Source organism: Methanococcoides sp. (assembly GCF_030594565.1).
GTDB classification, from domain to species: Archaea; Halobacteriota; Methanosarcinia; order Methanosarcinales; family Methanosarcinaceae; genus Methanococcoides; species Methanococcoides seepicolus.
The window spans coordinates 1-14,074 of the sequence record NZ_JAUVEY010000044.1 but is presented as its reverse complement, the minus strand read 5'-3'; the positions used below and the strand labels follow the sequence as shown (position 1 = coordinate 14,074).

The 14,074-nt window shown below is 42.5% G+C and carries 17 protein-coding genes, 1 tRNA gene and 1 pseudogene; 9 read left to right on the top strand and 10 right to left on the bottom strand.

Annotation, left to right across the window (positions count from 1 at the left end; genetic code table 11):
• Positions 1-676 (top strand): aminopeptidase N C-terminal domain-containing protein (locus QAS77_RS05370; protein WP_305064392.1); only part of this gene is annotated, 676 nt, incomplete at its 5' end.
• Positions 677-681: 5 nt separating this feature from the next.
• On the opposite strand, the gene QAS77_RS05365 is transcribed toward QAS77_RS05370, so the two are convergent.
• Positions 682-1,347 carry an HAD family hydrolase gene (locus QAS77_RS05365; protein ID WP_305064391.1) on the bottom strand — a complete coding sequence of 222 codons (666 nt, stop codon included), beginning with the start codon at positions 1,345-1,347 and terminating at the stop codon, positions 682-684.
• Between the two features lie 19 nt (positions 1,348-1,366).
• Positions 1,367-1,591, bottom strand: coding sequence for a DUF5684 domain-containing protein (locus QAS77_RS05360; protein ID WP_250867187.1), 225 nt, complete (start codon positions 1,589-1,591; stop codon positions 1,367-1,369).
• Between the two features lie 223 nt (positions 1,592-1,814).
• Here QAS77_RS05360 and QAS77_RS05355 point away from each other — a divergent pair, with 223 nt between their 5' ends.
• The 6 genes from QAS77_RS05355 (at position 1,815) to QAS77_RS05330 (ending at position 5,412) form a co-directional block, all read left to right on the top strand.
• On the top strand, positions 1,815-2,717 hold the full coding sequence (locus QAS77_RS05355) for a DMT family transporter (protein WP_305064390.1): 903 nt from the start codon (positions 1,815-1,817) through the stop codon (positions 2,715-2,717).
• Between the two features lie 320 nt (positions 2,718-3,037).
• Positions 3,038-3,484 (top strand): 30S ribosomal protein S13, encoded by a 447-nt coding sequence (locus QAS77_RS05350; protein WP_250867185.1) that lies wholly within the window; start codon positions 3,038-3,040, stop codon positions 3,482-3,484.
• 12 nt (positions 3,485-3,496) lie between these two features.
• A complete protein-coding gene (locus tag QAS77_RS05345) occupies positions 3,497-4,051 on the top strand; it encodes a 30S ribosomal protein S4 (RefSeq protein WP_250867184.1) in 555 nt (184 codons plus the stop codon).
• Between the two features lie 13 nt (positions 4,052-4,064).
• A complete protein-coding gene (locus tag QAS77_RS05340; protein WP_305064389.1) occupies positions 4,065-4,445 on the top strand; it encodes a 30S ribosomal protein S11 in 381 nt (126 codons plus the stop codon).
• A 23-nt stretch (positions 4,446-4,468) separates the two neighbouring features.
• The gene (locus QAS77_RS05335; RefSeq protein WP_250867182.1) at positions 4,469-5,272 is read left to right on the top strand and encodes a DNA-directed RNA polymerase subunit D; all 804 of its coding nucleotides are present in this window, start codon (positions 4,469-4,471) and stop codon (positions 5,270-5,272) included.
• A 52-nt stretch (positions 5,273-5,324) separates the two neighbouring features.
• A tRNA-Leu gene (locus QAS77_RS05330) sits at positions 5,325-5,412 on the top strand.
• 209 nt (positions 5,413-5,621) lie between these two features.
• Here the strand turns inward: QAS77_RS05330 and QAS77_RS05325 are convergent.
• The 6 genes from QAS77_RS05325 to QAS77_RS05300 all read right to left on the bottom strand — a co-directional run bounded on the left by QAS77_RS05325 (position 5,622) and on the right by QAS77_RS05300 (position 12,939).
• A complete protein-coding gene (locus tag QAS77_RS05325; protein ID WP_305064388.1) occupies positions 5,622-7,550 on the bottom strand; it encodes a hydantoinase/oxoprolinase family protein in 1,929 nt (642 codons plus the stop codon).
• Positions 7,551-7,562: 12 nt separating this feature from the next.
• Positions 7,563-8,753 carry a Cdc6/Cdc18 family protein gene (locus QAS77_RS05320; protein WP_305064387.1) on the bottom strand — a complete coding sequence of 397 codons (1,191 nt, stop codon included), beginning with the start codon at positions 8,751-8,753 and terminating at the stop codon, positions 7,563-7,565.
• A gap of 15 nt (positions 8,754-8,768) precedes the next feature.
• Positions 8,769-10,139 (bottom strand): monomethylamine:corrinoid methyltransferase, encoded by a 1,371-nt coding sequence (locus QAS77_RS05315; protein ID WP_305064386.1) that lies wholly within the window; start codon positions 10,137-10,139, stop codon positions 8,769-8,771.
• Positions 10,140-10,536: 397 nt separating this feature from the next.
• Positions 10,537-11,394, bottom strand: coding sequence for a polyprenyl diphosphate synthase (gene uppS, locus QAS77_RS05310; protein ID WP_305064385.1), 858 nt, complete (start codon positions 11,392-11,394; stop codon positions 10,537-10,539).
• Between the two features lie 80 nt (positions 11,395-11,474).
• On the bottom strand, positions 11,475-11,786 hold the full coding sequence (locus QAS77_RS05305; protein WP_250867177.1) for a DUF2551 domain-containing protein: 312 nt from the start codon (positions 11,784-11,786) through the stop codon (positions 11,475-11,477).
• A 106-nt stretch (positions 11,787-11,892) separates the two neighbouring features.
• Positions 11,893-12,939, bottom strand: a complete 1,047-nt coding sequence (locus tag QAS77_RS05300; RefSeq protein WP_305064384.1) for a radical SAM protein — start codon at positions 12,937-12,939, stop codon at positions 11,893-11,895.
• 81 nt (positions 12,940-13,020) lie between these two features.
• Between QAS77_RS05300 and QAS77_RS05295 the strand changes: the two genes are divergently transcribed.
• Entirely contained in the window at positions 13,021-13,206 is a 186-nt protein-coding gene (locus QAS77_RS05295) for a 4Fe-4S binding protein (RefSeq protein ID WP_305064383.1), read from the top strand.
• A gap of 46 nt (positions 13,207-13,252) precedes the next feature.
• Here QAS77_RS05295 and QAS77_RS05290 read toward each other — a convergent pair whose 3' ends face one another.
• A complete protein-coding gene (locus QAS77_RS05290; protein WP_305064382.1) occupies positions 13,253-13,480 on the bottom strand; it encodes a hypothetical protein in 228 nt (75 codons plus the stop codon).
• On the opposite strand from QAS77_RS05290, the gene QAS77_RS11605 reads away from it, so the two are divergent.
• Positions 13,468-13,710: a tyrosine-type recombinase/integrase gene (locus QAS77_RS11605; RefSeq protein ID WP_420846916.1), complete on the top strand. Its 243-nt coding sequence runs from the start codon at positions 13,468-13,470 to the stop codon at positions 13,708-13,710. The genes QAS77_RS05290 and QAS77_RS11605 overlap by 13 nt on opposite strands.
• Positions 13,711-13,946: 236 nt before the next feature.
• Here QAS77_RS11605 and QAS77_RS05285 read toward each other — a convergent pair.
• Positions 13,947-14,074: pseudogene (locus tag QAS77_RS05285) on the bottom strand (IS1 family transposase); the annotation flags it as partial.

Below are 14,074 nucleotides of genomic sequence, written 5' to 3'. Positions count from 1 at the left end.
CGATACTCTTGAAGAGCAGGCACGTTGCATTAAGGCCAGGCAGGTCAAGAATCTGGTTCTGAGGATCCTAGCAACACTTGATACTTCTTTTGTACAGCAGTTATGTAAGAAGCAGTTCTATGAATCTTCTTGTGCAAGTGACAAGCTTGCAGCCTTTGATCGTTACATCAACAGTTCTGCCGATGATAAGATGGAACTGCTTGAAATGTTCATGGAAGAGTCGAAAAAGAACCTTGTTGCATGGGAGGCTTTCTTGTCAATAGTCGCAGGAAACAGTAGTACGGATGCTGTATCTCTTGTCAGGCAGATCGAAGTCTCCGAATCGTTCCGTATTGAGCAGGCAAATGACCAGCGTGCTCTTTATGGTGGGTTTGCGAGGAACCGAAAAATATCTCTGCAAACAGAAGCTGGACGTGAACTGCTTCGTGAGATACTGTTCAAGCTCTCTAATGTTAATGAATATAGTACTACTAACATGCTGAACGTGTTTGCCAATATAGATCTGATGGAAGATGTATACCATGTGCCTCTGGTGGATATCCTTGCACAGATGTTGAAGGAATTGGATTCTGAAAAGGTTCCGAGTGTCTATAACCGGGTAAGGAAGCTTCTGAAAGGTGCTCCAAAAGCGGTTGCAAGATATCAGGGGGAAATTGGTGCTATCGAAGGGTTCTGATTCCTTCACTTTTCAAATATGAAGTCGATTATCTCTGATATCTTTGAAAGGGTGATGTCGGCTTCTACTTTTTGTCCCTTCTCTCTTTTATCGCCATAGGCTGCGTAGGCGGTTTGCATTCCTATCTTTCGGGCAGGTTCAATATCCCTTCTGGGACTGTCCCCTACGAAAAGAGCTTTTGATGGGGGAATGTTCAGGATGTCCAGTGCATAAAGGAAAACCTTTAGGTCGGGTTTTTTCGCACCGGTCATGTCAGTTGTCACAATTGTATCGAAGTAATCGCCTATATGTGTTCTTTCGATACGTTTTATTGCATTGTATGATTGCGCATCTGTAACAAGTGCGATATCCAGTCTCTTTTCTTTGAGCTTTTGCAGTGTTTCTATGACGCCGGGATATAGGACGAGTGCTTCGACTTTCACCTTCTCATAAAGAGCACAACTGATCGCATAGTTCTCATCGGAATATAGTTCGTTTTCCTGGAGGTAATCCTGTATGTTCTCAAGGTCTTCATAGCCGGCATTCTTTCTTAGAAAATATTGAAGTAGTGATTCTGCATCCCCTGCGCCCAGGTGCTCTATTATCCTTTGACATGCTATCAGTTTTGCTTCCAGAAAATCGAAAAGGGTGTTGTCCATATCAAAAAGGACGGCCTGTATATTTCTGGTCATATATTTTATGATCTCTGCATCAGTCTGTAAATGCAAGGTATCCCGGAAGGATCACATTGATCACAGGTACTATTATGAGGATTCCATACCATCTTGATCTGTTGGTGGCAAAGGCTATTTCACCCCAGATGTATGCGAATACAAATAGGTTGACCAATGGAATGAGCAGTCCCAGAAGTACTAGGATCGATGTCTTTCCTATTCTACACATCAATATAAGGTTCAATATCGGTATCCACGCCATCCACTTATTTGAAATTCGAGTTTTGGCGGCTATTATTTGCAAAGAGTAGGAAAAATATGCGTAGAGCAGTATAGCAAATATAAAGTGTTGTGTGCCAAATCCTGGGAAAAATGATATAATATCCATATTATCTACCTTTTATTTGCAGATTGTTATACCCTGTACTTATCCATGCCGGTGATGGATGCAATATTCTATATATAGTGTGTCTCATTTGTCGTTCATGGCATCAGCGTCTGTCAAGGGATATCTCGAGATCACGACCGGCTGTATCATTTATGGTATGGTGGGTGTGTTTCTTATCCTCATCAATGATATGGGTACTCTGCCTATTATTTTTTACAAACTTCTCATAGGTGTGATTTTTCTTGCGGGTTATGTGTATCTGACAGGCAAAATGGACCTTATCCGGATAAAAGGAAAACGAAAGCAATTATTACTTCTTGGTATCTTCAAGCTGCTGACCATTTATTTTTATTTTACATGCATTCTATATTCGGGGTTGTCAATTGCTATTTTGTTGCTCTATACGGCACCTATGTATGTTACGGTATTCTCTCCTTTTGTCCTCAAGGAAATGCCTACAAGGCTTGGTATCGTTGGATTGTTCCTGTCTATGGCAGGTATTGTTCTGATAGTGGACCTTTCAAACCTTGTTGGGCTCGGTTTGGGCGATATGCATTTCGTCGGTTTGATCTCGGGTATTCTTTCGGGTATATCGTTCAGTTTCCTTATTATGACTGCACGCTACCTACGGGATGAATATTCAGGATTTGCACAATTCTTCTGGGCAACAATATTCTGTGTTATCGTGCTGCTTCCGTTTGCATCGGATGTTACTGTTCCAGTACTTAAGGGTAATTTTATGATACTGCTTCTTTTTGGAGTGGTGAATACCAGTATAAGTGGAGTTCTCTATTTCAGCGGTCTGTCAAAGGTAAGAACTCAGACTGCTAGTATACTGGCTATGCTTGAGCCGGTAAGTGGCATATTTTTTGATTATGCTCTTTTGCATAGTGCAATATTCGCTGAAACGTTGATAGGGTGCGTGTTCATTATTGCAGGTGCCCTTCTTGCTGTTATGGGGACTATGTCTTTTAGGAAGCATCCCGAATTCGAGACCTGATCGGGGGTCATGGATCCGTTTCCTGCTTTGTGAAGTTTCTTTTTAGAAAGAGCTATAAACAATTATATGTAAGGTCGATGCTGAGTACTGTTGATGGTGTGTATGGTGCGTATGGGCAATATGCGTCCAAATACACATTTTTATTTTGAAGGAAGTTTGTTATAATTACGTTCAGATGAATACCGTTATATACCAGAAACGGCATATTCAGCGAAGTCGCTTTTGAATTTATAAAAATTTATAAAGCCACATGGCTGTGTCGGAACGGATAAGTTCCGAGGCTACGGAGTGCGATATCGCATTCTTAAGGAGGACAATATATGGCAGATGAAGAAATAAGACATCTGGTTCGTATAATGAATACTGATCTGCAGGGCAACCAGCCAGTGAAGTACGCATTAACCGGTATACGTGGTATCGGATTACGAACCGCTCGTGTTATCATTGACAGTACAGGTATCGACCCAAGCGCAGTGATCGGTTACCTTCCTGACGAAGATATTCAAAAACTGGATTCAACTATTGATAAGTTCGAAGAGCAACTTCCTAAATGGATGCTCAACAGACAGTTCGACCCTATATCAGGCGAAAACAAACACCTTCTTGGTCAGGACATCATTCTGACACTTAAAGAAGATCTTAACGACCTCAGGAAATCACGTGCATACCGTGGTCTCAGACATGAGAGAGGTCTTAAGGTCAGAGGACAGAGAACCAAATCCACCGGTAGGCGTGGAAGCACCATTGGTGTCAGGAAGAAGAAATGAGGGTGATGAACTATGGCATATCCAGGTAAAAGTACAAAGAGTTATGACACTCCAAAACATCCATGGCAAGCTGAAAGGTTGGCATCCGAGGTCGAGCTCGTAAAGAAGTATGGTCTCCGTAACAAAAGGGAACTCTGGAAATCACTCAGTGTTCTGAGAAGGGTCAGAGGAAATGCAAGACGTCTTCTTGCAGAGTCCGCAGAATCTGATCTTGTAGGTCACTCAAAGACCGAAGCTGATCAGCTCCTTGCAAAACTTATCAGGTTTTCAATTCTCAAATCTGATTCCAATATCGATGATGTTCTTGGTCTTCAGACCGAGGCTATTCTGGAGCGCAGGCTTCAGACCCAGGTCCACAGACTTGGACTCGCCCGCACTGCACGTCAGGCAAGGCAGTTCATCACACACGGACATATCGCTATTGATGGCAAGAGGGTAACAATCCCTGGTATGATGGTAACAAGGGAGCAGGAGATGAATGTCGAATATTACGGTACATCTCCTATGACCAAGGAATCCCATCCAGAGAGGCCTGCACAGATTGCAGCATCAGTGGTAACTGAATAAGGAGGAATAAAATATGGCTAACGGAATCTGGGGTGTTGCACACATCAAGTGCTCATTCAACAACACGATCATTACTGTGACTGACCTCACAGGCGCAGAGACCATCGCAAAATCCTCTGGTGGAATGGTTGTAAAGGCAGCAAGGGATGAAAGTTCCCCATATACTGCTATGCAGATGGCTACTCAGCTCGCAGATCTCCTTAGGGACAAGGGTCTCGAAGGTGTCCACATCAAGGTAAGAGCACCTGGTGGAAACAAGCAGAGGAGTCCTGGACCAGGAGCACAGGCTGCTATCAGGGCATTCGCAAGAGCTGGCGTCAGGATCGGAAGGATCGAAGACGTAACTCCAGTACCACATGATGGAACTCGTCCAAAAGGCGGAAGGCGTGTATAATCACTAAGAACAGAGGTTATTTTATGGAAATCGATATACTTGAGTTATCGGACAGATCAGCAAAGTTCATACTGTCAAATACAACTGCAGCTTTCGCAAACGGGGTTCGTCGCGCAATGCTTGCCGACGTACCTACGCTTGCGATCGATGACGTGAATATCTATAACAATACTTCTGTTCTGTATGACGAACAGCTGGCATTGAGATTGGGCTTGATCCCACTCACTACCAGCCTCGACGACTTCGTTCCTCAGGATAAATGTACATGCGATGGGGCAGGTTGCCCTGCATGTACTGTTTCATTGACACTCAGTGTAGAAACTGATGAAAGCGGTCAGACCATCGTTCACTCCGGTGATATTGTGTCATCTGACCCGAATGTTCAACCAGCAGACAAGAACATCCCTATAATCGATCTTAGGGCTGGCCAGAAGGTTGTCCTTGAAGCAATTGCTCATATGGGCTATGGTAATAAGCATGCAAAGTGGCAGGCAGGCGTTGCCTGTGGCTACAAGAACATGCCGATCATCACCGTTGAGGGTTGTGACAGGTGTGGCGTCTGCGTCAATTCTTGTCCCAGGAACATCATTCAGCTCACCGATGAGTCTGCAATGGTGGCCGATGAGGACCGTCTTAAGTGCTCACTTTGTAGACTTTGTCAGGATTCCTGCGATATTAATGCAATTACTGTAAGTGCAGATGAAAAATCATTCATTTTCAGTATGGAATCGGATGGTTCTTACACTGCTCAACAGTTAATCTTAAATGCAGTGAATACTATTAAGGGCAAGGCTGCTGAGATGCAGAGCATCTTGAGCACATTGTAAATCGGAAATTCTGATTTCCTTTTTACTTTATTTAATTCGCAGTATTCCCCGTGCGGGGGTTGCCCAGCCAGGTCAAAGGCGCTAGGTTGAGGGCCTAGTCTCGTAGGAGTTCGTGTGTTCGAATCACACCTCCCGCACCATTTTAAATTAAGTTATTGAACATCCATGCATTTATTATTATCTTTTGTTTTCAGATAGCTTGTTTTTTGATATGTTAATGCAATAATTACAAATTTAATATTCAATTCAAATATTGCAATTCCAATCCTACAAATGTGCTCTAAATGTCACTTTTGCGGTAAAAAACAAAAAAAGTAAAAGGGCTACATGCTGCAGCCCTCTATCGATATTATTCGTCCTTTTCATTATGTTCGGCTACACCAAGAACAACTATCCTTGTTTCGATGAGCGTATTTGAATTTTCCATGAACAGCTCGTCCTTTTTCACTTCTATCTTTACCGAATCACTGTCCATGTTAGCATCTTTCATGTACTTGTGTATGGTCTCATCACCAAGCCTGAGGGCATGCTCTACAGCTTCTTCATATTCATCAAAGCTTTCTCTTCCCTTTTCAGAATACATGTAGAATTCCCAGTCAGGGGCAGCCATTGAAACCGGTCTGATAAGCATTTCTACCCTTCGTACTCCTTTTGCAGCCAGTGCGCCTGCCGCATTACCCACACTGGCAAATTCCGGTAGTATCATCTCTGCATCGATGAGTTTTCTCATGCCCTCAAGATAAGCTATCACAGGTCCTCCAATGAGTACCACTGGGATCTCTATCTTGAACTTTATGGGTGAGTTCGTATCAAATGTCTTGCGTACTTCTTCCTTTGAATTATCTTCGAGGAAAAATGATACAAGGTCTGCTGCCATGTTCTTTGTAAACTCATTCTTAACATGTTCTGCAAATTCCTTCCCTTCCATCCTGCACATTGAACCCAGGTGCTGCGCACCTATCCTAGAAGCTTCTACACTATATTCAGTATAGTCCCCCAGCGCATGCAGCGCATCTGTGGGTGTAAAATTGATGGGTTGTATCAAACGTTTCTGCATAAGCATATCAAGGTGTTTATTAGTAGGAAGCTTATTCAGGCGGTTGCGTATTTCCCTTATTGATGTGGGTGTCTTGGAAATGGCTTCCAGTAATTCAGCCTCATAATTGCTCAGGTCGATAGGTTCGTAATCTGTTCTGATGAAGAATTTCGTAGGCTGGAAGTTCATACCAATAATGCCTCTTGAAGGCATTGGATTATTGGTAAGCTGCTCCAGGAACTCTGGGTATTTCACTGCAGCCCTGCACAACGGAATGACCCTTCTGGGCCCGATGGTCATCTTTGCCGCCCCTACCCATATGTCACTGTCACCGCCAAGGGCCGATGTTTCCATCTTTATCGCTTTGACCCTTGTCTTCCAACCACCTACAACGGCGCCTGCATCGCTCATCTGTGGCACTCCGTCATATATCACCGAAACATCGGTACTCGTGCCACCCACATCGATCACTGCACAACTATCTCTCTTTGAAAGGAATGAAGCACCAACAAGACTTCCTGCAGGTCCTGAAAATATGGATTCTATCGGCTTTTCGAGAGCATTTTTGATACCTATGACCGATCCGTCACATTTGAGCATGAATATCTTCGCATCCATGCCTCTGCTCCTTATTTCGGATTCTACGCTGGTCATGAACTTTTCAGTTATGGGTATCAATTGTGCATTGAAGAATGCAGTCACTGCTCTTTCAAATGCACCCAAGTCCTGTGAAAGTTCGTGGGCGCAGACAACGGGCATTCCTGTGCTTTTCCTGACGATCTCCTTGACCTTCAGTTCGTGTTCATGGTTTCGAATGCTAAAATATGAAGAAACTGCAAAAGCTGCCACTTTATCCTTGACACGGAGGGCAAATTTTCTCACTGCATCTTCATCAAGGGGGTTTGCCTGAGCACCCCTGTGGTCATGTCCTCCGCTTACCTGAACATAATGCTCTGTGGGGAGATTGGTGCTAATATGATAATCTCCGACAAGGATAAGCCCAACAGGAAATCCTGTGCCCTCCAGGATCGTATTGGTGGAAAGGGTCGTTGAGACTGAAACTATCTCAACTTGTCCAAGTATGGATTGATCAAGGGAGTTCAATACATTCCTTATCCCTTCCAAAGGGTCCGGGTATGTCGTTAAAGCCTTGCTTGAGGCAAGTATCTCATTCTTTGAGTTCTCTACGATGACAGCATCTGTGTAGGTGCCGCCGGCATCTATTCCAAGGCTCAATTTCATGCTAGTCTCCATTTAATTAATTCTCAGCTGCTTTAACCTGTAGTCTGAATGAAGTGCTGTCTCTATTTTGTGTGGACTTTTCTTCAATGCTACAAGACGGGTTTTCCCATATCTCCCTCTACTTCGCACAGGCGCGGAAATGACACCTTCCATGTCGAATTCTGAAACGATCCTGGAAACACTGGTGCGTCCAAGCGGGTCAGTATTTGTCTCCTCGCAAAACTTCCTGTAAAGGGCTTCAATTTGTCCTGTAGTGACCTTGTCGTTCAATTCATTTGTCAGTTTGACAATGCTTAAAAGAACCAGCTTCGAATGGAATGGCAGTTTTTCCATCGAACTGATCAGTTCTGAATCACTCATTTCTTCGTTTGCAACACGAAAATGTTTTTCGGTGATCTCTTCTGATCTTAATGTGTCTGCAATATTCCCAGCTCTTTCCAGTAATGTGACCGCCTTTGAAGCATTGCCTTCTTCACCTGCCAGTTCTACACATAATTTAATGTTCTCACGGTTTAAAACTCCTTCTGCAAATGCAGAAGTATTCCTTTTTTCAAGGATTTGTGTGATCTGATCACTATCATATGGTCTAAACACAAGGTTTTTCTGTTGAAGTGCTGAAACAATACTTTGTTCAAGTTGTCCGTGGAATGTAAGATCATCTGCAATACCTATGATTCCTATGAAAATATCATCCTCTATACTCATATTTTCTCCTGCATGGCTAAGGTCATACAGTATCGTGTGATTTTTGAGTAATTCTATCTCATCGAATACAACTATTATTGTATAATCTGTCTCGTTCAGAGCTTTCCACAGTGCTCTGTAATATTTACCCATGGAAAGTCCTGTTTTTGGAACCTCAGCCTCAGGATATACTTTGTTGAGTATTTCCTGTATGATCCTGCTGGTAGTATTGATCTTCTGACAATTGATGAATACGGGAACAACATTGAGATCATCCTTCTCAATGTTCTCTATAAGCTGTTTCAGGACATATCTCACTACAGTTGTCTTCCCAGTACCTTTATTTCCTGAAATAATTGCATTTGCAGGCTCGCCATGATGCAGCACAGGTCTGATTATCTCGACAAGTTCCTTTATCTCCTTGTCCCTTCCGACAAGTTCTTCTGGCATGTATCTGGATGATAATACAGACCTGTCCCTGAATATTTTGCTTGCACCCGTCCCGAATATATTAGTCATGTTCTTTCCACAGCCTCATTCAATGTTACAGTAGTTCTCTATCTCCGTGAAAATATCTCTGTAAAGCTTCAGGTATTCCTCTGTTGGTTTCATTTCATATTCTGATCTAACTTTATAACATTCACTGAATGGCTTTCCTTCAGGCGGATATTGTAAAAAGTTTTCGTATTTTGTGTATATTTTGCTTACCGCTTCGTTTGCTTCTTCGAGTGTAAGTCCTGTTGCCAGATGGGCGATCTCTCCCATAAATCTTGATTCAAGTCCTGTTGAGTGGTCTGCACCTGCTCCTCTTGCGCCCACAGGTCCAACCAACATATCTCTTCCTGATACGGTATCGCCAATAGCTTGTGCGGCAGTTTCATAGAACATCATATCGGTGCAGCATCCAGCAAGGTTCCAGTAATATCTTCCTGTGTAGTGGTGCATGTTCCTTGAAATTGCCATGGATGAAAGGTTGGATGCCCACATGATCTCTTCTGTGGAGGAGGAATGAGTATTTACATGGACAGCACCCGATAGATGAATACTTGCTCCTGTCACTATCTTTGACTGGATGGTCTCTGCAACATCGACTATGGCTAAACCTTCAGGTGTGCCGATACCTGTGCCACCGAATACAGGACATTGGCCACTAAGGAAATGATTGCCGTGTTCAAGATGGAATATAGATTTGTAAAATGTTTCATAATCGGTCTTTAGCTCGTCAAGCTGGTAAACTTCCTGTACATCCGCAGTGGAATAAAGTTCTTCGGATGATACTAGCATATATGCCGGTGAAATGGTGGGTGTGCCGGGACCCATTAATGCCAGTCCTTCACGACCGGCAAGTTTTGTTGCAAGTCTTTCTTGTCTTGCTTCCTTCAAAGCTGCAAGCATCTCAAAAGGAGTCTTCCCTCGTATTCCTTTTCCTCCCATTTTTTCCAAAGCTCCTGCATAAACACCTTGTACAATAGGTTCCATTGCAGAACTTAAGTGGACTTCAAGGAAATTTTCTTCTGATACCGTACCACCCATTGGCCCGCCAATAATAACAGGGGGTTCAGAGTCCATTGTGTATCTAAAAGGCACAATGACCTTTTCCTTAAATCTTCCTATTTCCAGTACTTTAGAACTATTGACTGATCTCCTGATATCCTCTTCATCGATTTTGATGCTTTTCTTTGTATCAATGCAGTATATTCCAACTGATGTCAGGAGTTCAACAGCAGCTTCAAAAACTGAATCTGCCAGACTCATATCTGTTGGAACAAAACTACCGCTTTCACGAATGATGCCATATTTTTCTGCCAGTTCCTGTGATTTCATGAAAACTTCCATGTCATGCTTTTCTTCAGCTCTTTCATCACCAGTCGTTGCAGATTTCAGATGTTTGTAGATATCGATCATTTCAATTGCTCCTTTTTTGTTTTATGGGAATTGTCAAATGTTCATGTAAATACCACTTGTACCTATATTGACATGGAACTTTATTTATAGTTTTCCATGTGTATCAAAAAGAACCTATGTTGACATGGAGATGTCATTGAAAAGAACCGAATACTTTCACCCCACTTGGCAGTCTTTAATATATGCAGAAGTAGTAGTATTGTTCGAGGTGAATTTAAATGGATGATTTCTTTACAGAATTAGTTAACAGGGCAAGATACTATGAACAATTTGAAGAATTACTAAGAGCTCGTAGGTGAGTTTCTGCAACATTCGGCCGTAGCTTCCTCCATCCCGTCAAACCGTTTGCTTTCACTACGGCCCCATTCTTCTCTTTATGATGGATGTTTGTAAAAGCTCAATTTCGGATACGTTCTTCTTCTTTGCATCGATTTTGCATTTTGCTTAAGAAAAGTTCTTCTCGATGTCTTTCGTATCTTTTTTGTTCGGCAAGACGTGTCTGGTATATACGTATCGATCTCAAAAGATCTATCTTCCGAAACTCCGGCCAGAAAGGTGCGCAGAAATATGCAGCACATTCGTTCCCATTGGCCTGCCATGGCAGGAAGTTCGAGATCCTTTCATTTCCACCTGTGCGAATGATAAGGTCTACATTTGAGACCGAAGGACCTTCCATGGGGTATAGGTGGTCTGCAACAGTGTTCTCATTGATATCTTCAGGCATCAGTTCATTGATCAGCACTTTATCCGCCATCTTTCTGACAGCTTGCACTATATCCTGTCTGCCGCCATAAGCAATAGCAACGTTCAGTTTGAACTTCCTGTAACCTTTGGTAGCTTTCTCTATCCTTCGGGTAGCTTCCTGGAGCTCTTTAGGCAAAAGACCAATGTCGCCGACAGCACGCACTCTTATCTCCCGCTCATGGGTGCGCTCGTTCTTGCGCATATGGTCAAATTTGTTGGTAATTAGTTCAAAAAGGCGTACTGTCTCATCGTCGGAGCGGTTAAAGTTCTCTGTAGAAAATGCATATATGGTAAGCTCTTTAACTCCCATTTCATAAGACCATTCGATGACCTTCTCCGTAATATCTGCACCGCGGGAATGGCCGTAATCAATCCTCTTCCCGAATTTGCCGGCAAATCTGCGGTTCCCATCCATAATTATCGCAATATGGTCTGGAACCTTTTTCCCTTTCATGCCTGCAAGAAGGGATCTCTCATAGATATTGTAGAACAGATTCAATAGGGGTGACATAAAAGATCAGATCTTCGATATTTTAAGAGCATCAGGCACCGATTCTCAGTGCCAATTAGTAATTTGAACTATAATGAAGATCAGTAATTATCAAGTACGGACTTAACTACTGGTTTATAATCCTCTTTCAACAGGTATAGATTATGGTCGCCTGTAACATCGATACTGAGTATTCCAAGCCTTGTGTTCATAAGCCCTACCATGGCTGAAACTCCTCTGTAGCTTACATCGAACTCCTTTTCATGGAGATGTTTGTAGACATCACTTGTAGTGAAAGTGCCTCCGTCAAGGAACAGTTTCAGTACAACTTCCCGTATTCCGGTATCGTCTCGGCCCAAATATTTTATAAGTCTCGCCTTAACCCGGTCTTCTATAGTCTCCAGCACAAACACCTCAATTGTCTCTATGTGATTTTAAGTTATAAATTTATGGTAATACATTTGATTTCTGATGCAGAATGCGTTTTCTCTACAGCATTAATCCTTATAAATGTTAGTATCAAAGCGGTATAACTTCGACTACCAGACCATCTTTGAAAGGATATCTTTCGATAACTGATGGTATGAATCCACATTCTTTAAGTTCCTGGGCATTTTCTTCGGTAAACCACCCCGGCAATTCTATTGCTCTTTCCCCTATTTCGAACATATTTTCAGGGACACCTATTTCATTTAAGAAGCTCACAACTTCCTCAATATCGCTTGCTTTTATGGATCCGTATAGCAATGTCCCATCCTCTGTGATCTCATCAAATGGGCGGGCGGTCTGCTTAGCAGTTCTAATGAGTCGTTCCCTAAGTTGCCCTGCATCTTTATATCTTGATGAACAGAAATGCATCTTTGGAAGATACTGCGCAATTTCCCGGGCAAATGTTTCAGAACCCTCCACTGCGTTGCTTATATCGTTCTTAAGCATGAATCCCCTTTCTGTGAGTTCCATGGCATTGTTATCTGAAAATTCCAGTTCGTTAAGGTTCAGGAAACATCCCAGCTCGTTAATAATGTCCTTCAGCTCGAGAACTCCCTTTATCGAAGGCAGTTCGAACCCTACTTCGATATCCAGGTCCTTTGCATCCTTAACCGCTTTCTCGTAAGCGGACCCTTTCAGAACGTGCCACATATTTTGCGGTGGGTGGAATCTTATCTCATCCAGACCGGCAGAAGCAAGAGCTTCAAGTGTCTCTTTTGAAGGTGCTATGGATGTGTAGAGGTGAATATGATGTTCCTTCCCAAACTCCGCTTTGAGAAGTTCGATATAATGGATAACCTTCTCTTTTTTAAGTAAAGGTTCTCCTCCGGTGATGCCTGTGCCTAGCGCATCCATCGTATATGCTTCGCTCAAAACATCATCATCAGTTTCAACTGCCTTCTCGTTCACATAAACAGTATCTCTTTTCCGATCTTCGGAAAGGGGGCAGTAGAAACATCCTCTATCACATGTACCTGTGATGAAGAGTACCATTTTGGCACCTTGTTGACAGAGCCTGCAACCTTCAGTTAGAAAATTGTAGAAAGACCCTTTATCCGTCTGGATCATTTCTTTCATAGTATCCTTTCATACGCCCTCTGATATATAAGGATGTTTTAAAGCAAAGTTCTTATCTGTTTTGTACCATAACCTGTGACAATGGTGAGACCTGAAGGCCTTCTGGCCATCATAGGATGCAATAATTGCGGCAAATGTGCTCTGGTATGCTCTCATGGTGCTTTACAGCGTCACAACGGCAGGGTGACCATTGATCATGATCTTTGTATTCTCTGCATGGATTGCGCAGAGGTATGTCCCATAAAGGCCATTGTCTATATCGAATGAGCTGTAGTGTAATATTCTCATTATTTTTCTTAAAGGCTCATATAAGTCATCTGAAGAAGGTCCTTGCCGTAATGGCAGTTACAGTGAAAACGATTATAGAAATTGGTAATGCCTGTCCCAGGTCATACATGAATTGTGTTCTGTCCCCGCCGTTCTCAATGGTGCTTGAAAATCTTGTGAGGATGGCTGTGATCAGTATAAGGTAGATCCCAATAGCCAGCATGAAAAGCTCCGGGGCAATTGTCTGGTCAAGGTTCTCCGGTGAAAAGTCCACAGGTCAGCCGTACACAAGTATTTCGAGTATTCAACAAGATATGTAAGGATGTTGGACTTGACAAGTCCATTGCAACTCATGGATTCCGTAGGACCAGAGCCAACTATCTCTTGAACCATGGAATGCCAATCACAACATTAAGTAAATTTCTTCGGCACAAGAACATTGGAACTACCATAAAGATCTCAACATCGGATTCCAAGATGTGCAATCATCACTTGATGCGATAGATGATAATGTCGGAAAGATAATCTGACGTGGCAAATAGCCCAACGTTTCAATCTTTTTTACAATCGGATGTAATCATCCATTTCTTTTTTACATCGACCTAAACGGCAAATATGCCACTATCATGGGTTGAACAAAACCATCAATGCACAATATATCTTATGAGATTGCGAATCTCAAAAAAGTAAGAGGAATATTATATTAATTTATAATACTCCTGCTTAATTATTTGGCATTGTTAACTAAACATAGCTAACTCTTTATTTCTGTACTTCATCAAAAGAAGAACAGAGTACTTCAGCATTTCAAGACTCTTAGTATAACACTTTGACTTTCTTCTCAATCTTGCCAGAAAGTGCCTAATTA

What these genes read in the sequence shown, in the direction of transcription:
- QAS77_RS05365 (WP_305064391.1), bottom strand. Translation starts at nt 1,347, where the DNA reads ATGACCAGAAATATACAGGCCGTCCTTTTTGATATGGACAACACCCTT.
- QAS77_RS05360 (WP_250867187.1), bottom strand. Translation starts at nt 1,591, where the DNA reads ATGGCGTGGATACCGATATTGAACCTTATATTGATGTGTAGAATAGGA.
- QAS77_RS05355 (WP_305064390.1), top strand. Translation starts at nt 1,815, where the DNA reads ATGGCATCAGCGTCTGTCAAGGGATATCTCGAGATCACGACCGGCTGT.
- QAS77_RS05350 (WP_250867185.1), top strand. Translation starts at nt 3,038, where the DNA reads ATGGCAGATGAAGAAATAAGACATCTGGTTCGTATAATGAATACTGAT.
- QAS77_RS05345 (WP_250867184.1), top strand. Translation starts at nt 3,497, where the DNA reads ATGGCATATCCAGGTAAAAGTACAAAGAGTTATGACACTCCAAAACAT.
- QAS77_RS05340 (WP_305064389.1), top strand. Translation starts at nt 4,065, where the DNA reads ATGGCTAACGGAATCTGGGGTGTTGCACACATCAAGTGCTCATTCAAC.
- QAS77_RS05335 (WP_250867182.1), top strand. Translation starts at nt 4,469, where the DNA reads ATGGAAATCGATATACTTGAGTTATCGGACAGATCAGCAAAGTTCATA.
- QAS77_RS05325 (WP_305064388.1), bottom strand. Translation starts at nt 7,550, where the DNA reads ATGAAATTGAGCCTTGGAATAGATGCCGGCGGCACCTACACAGATGCT.
- QAS77_RS05320 (WP_305064387.1), bottom strand. Translation starts at nt 8,753, where the DNA reads ATGACTAATATATTCGGGACGGGTGCAAGCAAAATATTCAGGGACAGG.
- QAS77_RS05315 (WP_305064386.1), bottom strand. Translation starts at nt 10,139, where the DNA reads ATGATCGATATCTACAAACATCTGAAATCTGCAACGACTGGTGATGAA.
- uppS (WP_305064385.1), bottom strand. Translation starts at nt 11,394, where the DNA reads ATGTCACCCCTATTGAATCTGTTCTACAATATCTATGAGAGATCCCTT.
- QAS77_RS05300 (WP_305064384.1), bottom strand. Translation starts at nt 12,939, where the DNA reads ATGAAAGAAATGATCCAGACGGATAAAGGGTCTTTCTACAATTTTCTA.
- QAS77_RS05295 (WP_305064383.1), top strand. Translation starts at nt 13,021, where the DNA reads ATGGTGAGACCTGAAGGCCTTCTGGCCATCATAGGATGCAATAATTGC.